Source organism: Rhizorhabdus wittichii (genome assembly GCF_017607425.1).
GTDB lineage: Bacteria > Pseudomonadota > Alphaproteobacteria > Sphingomonadales > Sphingomonadaceae > Rhizorhabdus > Rhizorhabdus wittichii.
Genome location: NZ_CP059319.1, coordinates 1482618 through 1494355 on the forward strand (window position 1 = coordinate 1482618; position 11738 = coordinate 1494355).

8 protein-coding genes are annotated in these 11738 nt (G+C 63.0%); 2 read left to right on the top strand and 6 right to left on the bottom strand.

The genetic code is table 11. The features are described 5' to 3' along the window. Window positions 1-58: 58 nt before the first annotated feature. The 4 genes from HRJ34_RS07120 to HRJ34_RS07135 all read right to left on the bottom strand — a co-directional run bounded on the left by HRJ34_RS07120 (window position 59) and on the right by HRJ34_RS07135 (window position 7271). Entirely contained in the window at window positions 59-1501 is a 1443-nt protein-coding gene (locus tag HRJ34_RS07120) for a UbiD family decarboxylase (RefSeq protein WP_011951751.1), read from the bottom strand. Window positions 1502-1648: 147 nt separating this feature from the next. Then, window positions 1649-3853 carry a TonB-dependent receptor gene (locus HRJ34_RS07125; protein ID WP_016746973.1) on the bottom strand — a complete coding sequence of 735 codons (2205 nt, stop codon included), beginning with the start codon at window positions 3851-3853 and terminating at the stop codon, window positions 1649-1651. A gap of 425 nt (window positions 3854-4278) precedes the next feature. Further along, a complete protein-coding gene (locus HRJ34_RS07130) occupies window positions 4279-4947 on the bottom strand; it encodes a cysteine hydrolase (protein WP_011951753.1) in 669 nt (222 codons plus the stop codon). Window positions 4948-5045: 98 nt separating this feature from the next. Continuing rightward, window positions 5046-7271: a TonB-dependent receptor gene (locus tag HRJ34_RS07135; protein ID WP_208633705.1), complete on the bottom strand. Its 2226-nt coding sequence runs from the start codon at window positions 7269-7271 to the stop codon at window positions 5046-5048. Window positions 7272-7411: 140 nt separating this feature from the next. Here HRJ34_RS07135 and HRJ34_RS07140 point away from each other — a divergent pair, with 140 nt between their 5' ends. Then, entirely contained in the window at window positions 7412-8248 is an 837-nt protein-coding gene (locus HRJ34_RS07140) for an IS5 family transposase (protein ID WP_208631555.1), read from the top strand. A gap of 461 nt (window positions 8249-8709) precedes the next feature. Here the strand turns inward: HRJ34_RS07140 and HRJ34_RS07145 are convergent, their stop codons facing one another. Together HRJ34_RS07145 and HRJ34_RS07150 are read right to left on the bottom strand one after the other, a co-directional pair. Beyond that, a complete protein-coding gene (locus HRJ34_RS07145) occupies window positions 8710-9453 on the bottom strand; it encodes an HpcH/HpaI aldolase family protein (RefSeq protein ID WP_208633706.1) in 744 nt (247 codons plus the stop codon). After that, window positions 9453-10295 carry a VOC family protein gene (locus HRJ34_RS07150; protein WP_404947168.1) on the bottom strand — a complete coding sequence of 281 codons (843 nt, stop codon included), beginning with the start codon at window positions 10293-10295 and terminating at the stop codon, window positions 9453-9455. The genes HRJ34_RS07145 and HRJ34_RS07150 overlap by 1 nt, the downstream gene beginning before the upstream one ends. Between HRJ34_RS07150 and HRJ34_RS07155 the strand changes: the two genes are divergently transcribed. Then, window positions 10194-11738, top strand: a complete 1545-nt coding sequence (locus tag HRJ34_RS07155; RefSeq protein ID WP_226949085.1) for an oxidoreductase — start codon at window positions 10194-10196, stop codon at window positions 11736-11738. The two genes, HRJ34_RS07150 and HRJ34_RS07155, sit on opposite strands and share 102 nt — an antisense overlap.

An 11738-nucleotide genomic window follows, 5' to 3' on the forward strand; every position in this document is an offset into this window, starting at 1 on the left:
GCGGGGGCCAATCCCGGACCGGGCGACCGGTCGCTCAGCCCTGTCTGGACGGGTCCGCTCACCGCGCTTGCGAGGAGCCGAACAGGATACCCCCCCATTTTTCGAGGGCGGCCGCGCGCTCTTCCGGGCTGAGCGAGATGACGGTCGGAATCTTGCCGCGCCACTCCCATGGCCATGTCGCGTCGATGATCGCGCGCGAATTGAACGGGGCCTCGGCATTGCCCTGGGCCACCATCGGGTCGAGCTCGTCGCTCCACGCGCGCGGGATGATATTGATGTCGCGCACCGGGTCGCTGCGCGTCGCCATGGCCCACATGACGTCCATCGTGTCGTAGACGTCGATGTCGTCGTCCACCACGACGACATATCGGCCCATATAGGCCGCGCCCTGGCACATGGTGGCGACATGGCCGACCTGTGCCGCATGGCCCGCATAGCGCTGCTTGATCGACACGGCGAGGAAGAAGCGGCTGCCGAATTCGTGGAACCAGACATGCTTGACGTCGGGGATGCCCGCCTTGCGGATCTCCTCCCGCACCCGCGCCGCGCGCACCGTGCCTAGCGCGGTCCCGACCCCCGTGGGCGGCTTGGTCGGCGGCGTGCCGACCATGATCGGGGCATTGCGATGATAGATGCGCCGGATGGTCGTGACATATTCGGTGCGCTGGCCGCTGGCATAATAGCCCGGCCATTCCCCGAAAGGTCCCTCGGGCAGCTTTTCGGTCGGTGATATCTCGCCTTCGAGGACCAGTTCCGACCGGGCCGGTATGGGCAGGCCGCTCAATTCGCACGGCAGGACGTCGATGGCCCGGTTCTTCAGGCCGCCGACATAGTCATATTCGGACTGCCCATAGGGCAAGGGGGTCGAGCCGCCCATGAAGATCGCCGGATCATGGCCCAGCGATATCGCGACGGGCATCGGCTTGCCCTGTTCGAACAGCTTGTCGCGCACGATCGCGAGGTGCTTGCCCGGCGCCGCATAGATCGTGACCTGGTTCCTTCCCGCGACCATGACGCGGTAGGTCCCGAGATTGATCCAGTTATCGTCGGGATCGCGCGTTATGACGACGCATCCGGTGCCGATATACCGGCCGCCGTCGCCGCGATGCCAGATCGGGGCCGGAAAGCTCGACAGATCGACGTCGCCGTCCCTGATCACATTCTCCATCACCGGTCCATCGTCGACTTCGCGCGGCGGGATGGGGGTGATCGTCCGGGTCTTTTCGAGCCACAGGTCGCAATAATCGGCTTTGGACAATCCCGTCGGGAAACCCACGGTCAACGCGACGCGATCGAGCGAGCTTATCGGGTTCACGAGAATGCGGCGCCCCGCATCGAAGCCCGGAATATCGCTGAAGAGCACCGCCGGCCCCGTCATCGATCGCTCGGATATCTCGGTTATCGGGCCGATGTCGTCGTCCAGATGCGCGCCCTTGATATGCCTGAGGTCGCCCATGGCCTCGACGTGCGTCAACCAGTCGCGAAGATCATCATAAGCCACGCCTGCGCTCCTTTTATCGAGAGTGGCCTTCGACCGCAGCCGGCATGGGCTGGGCCGAAGGCCACGGATTTGACGATCGACGCGCGTCGATCGACCTGGCTGGCGGCAACCGCGTCGTCACGATCACGCGCGACGCGGCCCCCCTGCTCAATATTGGAATTTCACGTCGATGCCGATCACCCGCCCCTTTTCCAACGGCGCGAGCGTGGCTCCGGGGAGTCCGCGGATCGGCGTCACGCCGCCGAACTGCACCTTGTTCAGAAGGTTCTTGCCATAGAGCGATGCCGTCCAGCGCTTATCGTCGGACTGCACGGAAATGCTTCCGTTGACCATGTGCATGATGTTCAAGGCGCCGGTGTTGCTGTCATTGTAGAATGACCGGTCGCGATAGGAATAGTCCGCCGCCAGCGTGACGTCGCCGAGGTCGCCCACCGGATGGGTGTAGCTGAACCCCGCGCTGACCGTCCAAGGCGAAAGACGCGGAAGCGCGAGCGCAAGGTCCCTGGCGTCGATGACGCCGTCGCCCGTCAGGTCGAAGAACATCTTGTCATATTCGCCATGGGTGTAGCCGACGGATGCATTCAGCGACAGTTCCGGCGTCGGGTTGAAGCGCAGTTCCGATTCGACGCCCCAGATCGTCGCGTCCGCGGTATTGCGGATGAAGGCCGCCGTGCTGCCGTTGACGCCGTTCGCAATGATGACGCTTCGCTGCAGCCCCTTGACCTTCTGGTAGTAGATCGCGTTGTTGAAGGTCAGGCGCTTGTCCAACAATTGCAGCTTGTTGCCCATTTCGAAGTTGCTGACGTTTTCCGGCTCGAACGGGCCGGGCGCGACCGACTGGAAGCTGTTGCGGACATTATAGCCGCCGCTCCTCACGCCCTTCGTCCAGAAGGCATAGAAAAGATTGCTGGGCGCGACCGTCCATTCGAAACCGACCTTGGGGGTCCAGCTCGACCAGCTCTTCGAATCCCGGAAATCGAACACGCACTGGCGCGCGACGATGTTGCAGGCGCCGGCCGGGATGATGTCGACCGAGGTCACGCCGGTGCCGGTCGCCGTCGGCGTATCCTGGCTCGCGATGCGCACCTTCTTCCTCTCGCGCGAGTAGCGAAGGCCGGTGTTTAGGGTCAGGCCGTCGGCAACATGGAAGTCGGCCGACGAGAACCATGCCCAGCTATGCGAATCCTGGATGCCGCCCGAATAGACGGCCGTCGGCGCGTTGTTGGCCCGGCGCGCATCCTGATAGTCGAGATTCTGCTTGAAGTAGAAGAGCCCGGTCGTCACGTCGACGATATCGGCAAAGCTGCCCGCATAGCGCAGTTCGTTGCTGAACTGCTCCTGCTTGGTGAAGGTGTAGGAGTCCGAGAGCGGCTGGGGCGAAGCGTCGGTATCGACGCGCGCGGCCTGCTCGAACTGCCGCCAGCCGAACACATTGGTGATGCGGCCGGAGCCGAAGCCGACGTCGAGGTTCATCTCCGCGGTGCCCTGGTTCCAGTTGGACCGGCTATAGGCGGGCGTATCGTTCGAGAATTTGAAACTGTGGCGGCTGTAGAGCGCGAAGTTCTGCGCCGCTGCGCCGTCGCCCTTCTGGTCGCCATGCTCGAAGCGCAGCAGGAGGTCGAGGCCCTCGGCCGGTTCGAACTCGACGGCGGGCCTGATGATGAAGGTCCGGGACCCGCCGTACTTCTGGTTGTTGAAGGAGTTGGTGAACCAGCCGCCGTCGTCATTGTAGTAGACGGCAAGCTTGCCGAGCAGCTTGTCGCCGGCGATCGGGCCGGAAACCGATCCCGCGACGGTCACGTTCGATCCGGTCTCGATGCCTGCGCGCATCGACATCGAGAAGTCCCGCGTCGGCCGCTTGGTGCTGACGAGGACCGCGCCGCCGGTCACGTTGCGGCCGAACAGCAGCCCCTGCGGACCGCGAAGGATTTCGATCTTCTCGAGGTCGAAGGTGTCGAACAGGATGCCGGCGTTGATCCCCTGATAGACGCCATCGACGAAGACGCCGACCGAGGGCTCCAGCGACGGGATCGAGCTGTTCACGCCCAATCCGCGGATCGAGAAGTTCGCCGTCCCCTTGAAGGTTCCTCCCGAGTCGAAGCTGACATTGGGGATGCTGTTGCCGATGCCGGCAAGGTCGCGGATCTGCTTGGACTCGATCTGCGCCGCACCGAGCGCCGAAATGGCGAGAGCCGTTTTCTGCAGCGTCTGCCCATCGGCCCTTTTCGTCGCGGTCACGATGATGTCGTCGACCCCGTCATTGCCGGCGTTCGCCTCCTGCGCGGACGCGGCGCCCGACTGCAGGCAGGCCGCGACGGCCAGCAGCGAAATAGTCCAGGCGGACAGCTTCATCGGATTTCCCCCATTTCCGGATTTTTCTTTCCCCGCATCCATTCTCGTTACTCCCCTTTGAAAGTGGCGTCAGGCGCTGCGGCCTTCGGTCCCAAGCGCATCCATGGCGCGATCGACCATTCGTCATATACCATAAATATATTTCTCATACATTTTCAGTTTGTCAAGCGGCATGAAGCGGGGTCGCCCGTGGTGACCAGGGAGAATCCGTTGAGGGACCGCGTCCACCGCCGGCGCGATCGGAAGCCGGTCAAGCATGACCTGCCCAAGCGACAATGATCGCCCGACGGGATCGCGGAATCCTTCGCGGCCGGCGCCTCATTCCACTCCGCGAATGAATCCGGGACAGCGGCGATCACTGCCGCAGCCCGGGTCAAAGCTGGACGAAAGCAGCGGGCGGCTCAGGCCGCCCATCCGCCATCGGCTTATGCCGTGACGGGAAGCCGATCGAGGATTTCGTCGGTCATGCACAGGTCGGTGCCGAATATGCCGAAAAGATTGTCCACGGCGCCGTTATGATAGGCGTCGTTCAACGTCACATTGGCATCCCCGACGAAGATCGTCTTGAAGTTCAATTGCATGCCGTCGCGAATGGTCGACTCCACGCAGCAACTGGACGTGCAGCCGGTAACGATCAGCGTGTCGATGCCGGCGGACCGCAGACGGGATTCGAGATCGCAGGTGCCGGGCGTGAACGAGCTGAAGCGCTTCTTGTTGAGCAAGACGTCGTCGGCCATGACGTCCAGGTCGGCGACGAGCGCATGTTGCTCGGCCCCGTCGGAAAAGGCGGCCTCCATCCGTGCCTCGCGACCGTCCGCGAGCCGGCCATAATAGACCGTCCATGTCGGATCATAGGTGAAGCGGACGAAGATGTTCCTGCCCCCCGCGCGACGGACGGCGGCCGAGATGCGGTTGATGTTGGGAATGATTGCCGGATTGCCCGCGACCGGAATGATTCCCCCCGGCATGAAACCGTACTGCATGTCGATCACGACATGCGCGAAGCTGCCCGGCACCAGCGCGAGAGGCTCCCGAGGGCCATAGGCGTAAAAGCGGGTCTCGGTGGCGAAGTCCGAAATTTTCGTGGAATGCATGACGCTCTGCTCCTCGGTGAAACTGGTGAGACCTGGCGAGGCGAGGCCGTTCACGCCTGACCGAGCCACGCTCGATCAGGCCATGAATTGCGTCGCGATCAGTAACGGAGGGTGACTTCGACACCGTAGGTCGCCGGGCGTCCGAAAACCTGGAAGATGCCCGTGGATTCGGACGTCACCTGCTGCCGGTATTTCTTGTCGGTGACGTTCTTGCCGTACACGGCCATCGTCCAGTGATCGGACGGATCATTCCAGGCCGCGCGCAGATTGAGCAGCCCATAGCCGGATTGTTCGGTGTCGCCGAACGGATCGAAGTAGATTTTCGTCTGATAGGCATAGGTGCCGGAGAGATCCAACTGCCCATCGAGGAAGGGCTGGAGATAATTCAGGCCGACGCTGCCCGAAAATCTTGGCGTGCGGGCCGTGACATTGCCGGATGCGTCGGCGTTGAGATCGGTCGTGATGCCCGAAATCGGGGAAAAGATGTAGCGCTCGGCATTGGTGAAGGACCGATATCGGCCACGCGTATAGGACATGCCGGCATTGATCTGGAAATTCCGCGCGAGGTCATAGTCGGCGTGGACCTCGGCGCCATATACCCGCGTCTTTGCGGCATTCACGACGTTCGCGAGATTGCCGACATATTCTACGATCTGCTGGTCCTTATACTCATAGTCGAACGCAGCCGCTTCAAAGCGAAAGCCTGGGCGCGAAAGCTTGTAGCCGATCTCATAGGCCCAGATCTTTTCCGGCCGCACCGGGTTGGGATCGCCGGTCGACGTATTGAACAGGCCGCCCTTCGATCCCTTGCTGATCGAGATATAGGCGTTCGAATTCCTGTCGAACTGGTAGCGCAGGATGGCTCGGCCATCGAGGCTGCGGAACGTATGGCGGACCGAGCCGACATTGAAAGCCGGCGCGAAGGCCGTGCTCCCGGTCACCTTGTCGACGCCGAAGCGGCCGCCCGCGGTGAGGAAGACGGCGTCCGTCACCTGCAGGGTGCCGTCGAGGAAGGCGGCATAGGCGTCGATCTTCTGCCGCGTCCGTGAAATCGGGACGGCGGGCGCGCCCGTGAAGATCAGCGAGAAATCCTGGCCCTGGTTCTGGTGCATGTAGAACAGGCCGCCGATCCATTCGAATCGCGAGCTTTTGCCGCCTATGTCGAATTCCTGGGTGAATATCTTGTTCGTCTCGGGAAAGCTCAGCGATCCGAATGGCGCCTGGGTAGCATCCAGGTCGAAGCTAAGGGCCCCCACCTTCACATGCTGGTAGCCCGTATGGGAGTTCAGGTTCACGCCGCCGATCTTGAACTTTCCGGTCAGGAAGCCCGAGGTGATGTCGTTCTTGAACTGCGCGGGATCGTTGTTGGATACCTCGCCACGGGCCGTCGTGACGGCCACGCCCGGGAAGAATATCGGCCCGCTGCTCTTTCCCTGATAGGGATTCCACAAGAAGCCGTTGGGGTCGCTGAGTTCGGAGTGGCTGACCTCGAGCGTCACCGATGCGTCGGAGCTCGGCTTGTAGAGCAGCTTTGCGCGCACGCCGCCGCCGGAGGAATCCCCTACCCTTTTGCCGCTGACGATATTGCGGATGAAGCCATCGCTGCGATCGAGATGGCCCGAGACGCTCGCCGCGAGCTGTTCGGTGATGGGGCCGGTGACGAAGAGATAGCCATGCGCTTCGTCATAATTGCCGTAGCTGGCCTTCATCTCCACCTCCGGCGTGAAGGAGGGAGCCCGGGTCGTGATGACCATCGCGCCGCCGGTCGAATTACGGCCGAACAGCGTCCCTTGCGGGCCCTTCAATATCTGCACGGACTCCGCGTCGGAGAAGGAAATGTCGTTTCCGAGCGGATCGGGACGGTAATATCCGTCGACATAGGTGGCGATGTTGGCCGCGAAACCGGGCCCGACGACGACGCTCGAAACGCCGCGAATGCTCGGCTGGGTATAGGGCCCGGATCCGTCGATCCTCAGCCCGGGCACCACCTGCCCCAGCTCGGAAACGCTCGAAACGCCGGCATTCTCCAGTTGCTTCGATGATTGCACGACCATCGAAATCGGGACGTTCACCGCCTTTTCGGAGCGCCTTTGCGCCGTCACCACGATGTCCTGCGTCGCTGCCGGAGCCGACACCTCTTGAGATGTCGCTGCACCCTCCTGCGCATATGCCGAAACGGGAAATACTACCGCGCCGATACACGCCCAGGCCGCAATAGGACGATTGAACCGAGCGATATCCTTCTCGAATCCGTTGTCCCGATTTCTCTGGAACCCTTTCGTTTCGACGCCTCTGTTCGTGGAACGATCGAATGATCTTTTCATTTTACTCCCCTCCCTTGGCTCAGGCCTTGTTTCCCTGAGAGCCTGATCCGAAATTAAGTTGAGTGGTATCAGCAAGTTAGCTTGACGCTAGCGCCAGTCGTTGATTCAGGGGTTTTGCAACAAACTTCCGGAGATCGACGATGTGGACCGATACCACTCGGGCGCAATATGCCCGTACAGAACTGGCTTTGCCAAGCGATTTGACCGATGCCGAATGGGCGGTGCTGGAGCCCTTCTTTCCGCCGCCCTCGTCGGTGGGACGTCCGCGCAAGTGGCCGCTCAGGCGCATTATCGAGGCGATTTTGTATTTGCTGCGCGGCGGGCTGCCGTGGCGGATGCTGCCGCCGTGCTTTCCGCCCGTCTCGACGGTGCGGCGCTGGTTTTATCTGTGGCGCGACAACGGCCTGTGGCTGTCGCTCAATCATGCCCTGCTGTTGATCGGGCGGGAAGCTGTAGGCCGCGAGGCTTCGCCGAGCGCCGGGGTGATCGACAGCCAGAGTGTGAAGACCTCGGAAAGCGGCGGGCCTCGCGGCTATGACGCGGGGAAGAGGATCAAGGGGCGCAAGCGCCACATCCTGACCGACACCGACGGCAATCTGGTCCATGCCGTGATCCATACTGCCGATATCCAGGATCGCGATGGCGCGCCGTTGGTGCTGGCCGAGATCGTCCGTCGCTTCCCGTGGCTGCGCCATGTCTTTGCCGACGGTGGCTATGCGGGCGAAAAGCTCAGGGATGCCCTGCGCCGCATCGGCAAATGGACCGTCGAGATCGTCAAGCGATCGGATACGGCAAAAGGCTTCGTCGTGCTGCCCAGGCGCTGGGTCGTCGAGCGAACGCTGGCTTGGCTCAATCGAAACCGGCGCCTCGCCAAGGACTTCGAACAAACCATCGCTTCCGCAACCGCATGGCTCTTCATCGCTTCAATCCAGCTCTTCACACGAAGAATCGCAAAGCTAGGAAATTACGCCCGATAATTTTGAATCAGGCTCTGAAATCCTTTTTGAGCATCGCCATCCGTTAGGGATGTGCGTGCTGATCGCGGAAACGCCGCGAACAATACACTATTGATGTATATTAAATATATTAGATTCGCATCCATGCTTGTTGTCAAGCTGATTTGACGCGGCGATCGGGGCTGGTGGCGGCGGCAAAAGAGGCGGCGCGTCGGGCTGCGCCAACGTCGCCGAAAGCCCGATTTCCGCGAGGAAGGGCTTGTCAGGGACGGCAAAGGAAAAGCGCTTTGCGCCGGAGCCAGAGGTCAGGTGCTCACCGTCCCTCTGGCGCAAGCGCCTCGCGCTCGAACACGGGCGCGAGGACGATCAACCGATCCGTCCTGGAACGGTTCACGATCCGACTGCATCGGATCGGCCGCTCCAGCTTGTTGTTTTACCACGATTTCCGAGCCGGCAGATGTTCCCATCTGCCTGAAATCGCTCTAGCGGGCGGCCTCGGTGACAAAGGAGGTGACCTCCTCCAACGAGCTGCGCATGCCGTTGAGCAGGGCGCTATGCTCCATGGTGAGCACGATCAGCCCGGCGCCATTCTCGACCGCGAACTGCTTTTCCGACAGGCTCCACGCCGGAATGATCCAGGGCTTTCCGGCCCTGGCGGCAGAGGCGGCGACGACCCCGAAGTCCGCGAAGTCGCCTTCAGTCCGCTGATAGGCCCCCCGCCTCCGCCGCAGCGAAAGATCGGACGGCCCCAGGAAGACGCCGTCGACGGTCGGCAGTGCCAGGATCTCCTCGATCTCCTCGAACGCCCCGGCGTCCTCGATCATCGGGTAGCATTTCGTCGAGCTGTCCTGCCGCTCGACCCAAAGCTGGTCGAAGCCGCCATAGGCGCTCGTCCGCCCGCCCGCGAAGCTGCGGTCGCCGAGCGGCGGGAATTTCGCGAAGGCCGTTACCGCCCGGGCATGCTCGACGCCCTTGATGTGCGGAATGATGACGGCATCGGCGCCGAAATCGAGCGCCTGCTGGATGGGGACCTGGTCCGGCCCCAGCACCTTGGCGAGGACTTCGAGGCCGATCGCCTTGAGGAAGGGGATGAAGCTCTCGAGCGCGGCGAGGTCGAACGCGCCATGCTCGATATCGAGCACCGCCGCCGTGTAGCCCAGGTCGCGGGCGATCTCCGCCGCGGCGGTGTTCGGTGTCGAAAGCCAGATTGCGCAGCGCGGTGCCATTACACCATCTCCATCAGGCCGCGGTGCCCCCAGGCATGGTCGCCGCGCAGTTCATAATGTTCCGTGGTCCAGTTCGCCGGGTCGATCGTCCTGGGGCTCCAGCCGAATTCCATGTGCCAGAGCGACGGCGTCTTGAAGTAGAAGGAATAGGTGTGATCGTTGTGGTGCCGGCCGGGCGTGGTCGTGATGATGTCGCGATCGCTGCACAGGTCGAAGCTGCGCCCGACATCGTCTATGCTCAGCGTCTCGAACATGATGTGCTGGATGCGGCGCGGCGCGCCGGGGATGTTCATGAACGCCAGCGAATGATGCCGCTCGTTGCAGTGCATGAAGACGGCGAGCGGCCCGACGCCGGGGATCATGGCGAAGTCGGAGATCCCGAAGCCGAGCAGCCTGACGTAGAAATCCGCCGCCGCCCGTAGGTCGGCCGCATAGAGCACCACATGGCCCAGGCCCTGCTCGCCGGTCCGGAAGCCGGCGAGGTCGCGCGTCGGACGGAAGCGGGGCGTGAAATTGATCTCCGGGCTGACGACCAGTTCCATCCGCACGCCGGAATGCGGGCAGGTGAAATGGAGCATGTCGAGCACCCGCCTGTCGGCGATGTCCTCCGGCGTTCCACGGGCAACCGCCACGCCGGCTGCATCCAGGGTCGCCGCCGCGGCGTCGAGGGCCGCGCTGTTGGCGACCTGCCATCCGACATAGCCGACATCGTCCCGGTCCCCCGACCGGACGGCGATCCGATGATGGTTCTCGTCCGCGCGCAGATAGAGCAGCCGATCATTGCTGTCGCTGCCCACCTCGAACCCCAGAATGTCCGTCGCATAGGACCTCCATGCGGACAGGTCGGTCGATTCGGCGGCTACGTAGGCCAGCCTTTTAACAACGCCCATTGGCACCTCCTGACATCGGCTTGTGGGCGACGGATGCCATGGCGACAGCCGGCTCGCAACCAAAATATATTATTTGTATGGATTGACGATAATAATAATATATGGAGAATATTTTTATACAACCAGACGAGAGATAATGATGGATCAGATCGAATTCCCGGCGCGCCCGAGGGAGCGGTGCAGCGGCGGTTTGGGCCCCTGCCCGACGGTGGCGCTCTGATGGCCGGCGCCGATCCCTGGTCGCCCTTGGAGCTCCGCTGCGGCAGGATATTGCGCAATCGCTTCCTGCTGGCGCCGATGACCACCGACTCCTCGCACGAGGACGGGATCGTCAGCGGCGACGAGCTGAGTTACATCGAGCGACGCTGTTCGACCGAGTTCGCGGCCGGAATCACCGCCTGCGCCTATGTCGACGATAATGGCCGGGCCTGGCGCGGGATCGGGGCCAACCGGGACGAACATCATGACAGCCTTCGCCGCCTGGCGGAGGCCGTTCGTGCCGGCGGCGGCCACGCCATCCTGCAACTCTACGACAGCGGGCGGCTGGCGCGACCGGACCTCGTGGCCCCCGCCGACATGCGCGCGCCCTCGTCCATCGCCTCGTTGCGGCCGGGGGCGCATGTGCCCCGCGCGATGGACGGCGACGAGGTCGTCGACATCATCCATGCCTTCGTCGGCGCGGCCCGGCGCGGGATCGACGCCGGGTTCGACGGCATCGAGCTCCACGGCGGCAATCACTATCTTCTCCATCAGTTCTTTTCGCCTCGGGCCAATGCCCGGGAAGACGACTGGGGCGGCTTGCAGGAAAAGAGGATGAGCTTCGGCCTCTGCCTGGCGACCGCCGTCCGCAAGGCGATCGGATCGAGCGCGCTGCTGGGATATCGCGTCAATCCCTTCGAGGCGGAGCCCGGCGGCTACTCGCTGTCCGACGCGGCAGAGTTCGTTTCGCGGCTGTGCGAAGTCGGCCTCGACTACATCCACATCTCCATGGACGACTTCCGCAAACGCTCGCCGCAGCGGGAGGATCGCGACTGGACGGCTCCGGAAGGACAGGTCGGCGCCGAGAACCCGATCGAGGTGCTTTCGCGGGCGGTGCAGGGCCGCGCGGCGGTCATCGCCAGCGGAGGGATCAGAACGGCGGCGGACGCCGTCGAGGCCCTCGCGATGGGGGCCGATCTCCTGGCCATCGGCCGGGCGGCGCTGATCGATCCGGAATGGATAACCAAATTGAAGCAAGATGACGAGGCGGCCATCCGCACGGCGTTGCCCGCGACGGCCGAACGGATCGCCGCGGAACTCACCATGCCCGCGCGGATGGTGGATTATATCCTGAGCCGGCCGAACTGGCTGCGCCGGGAGGACGGATTGGGGATCGCTGGCGAGGGGAGGATTTGA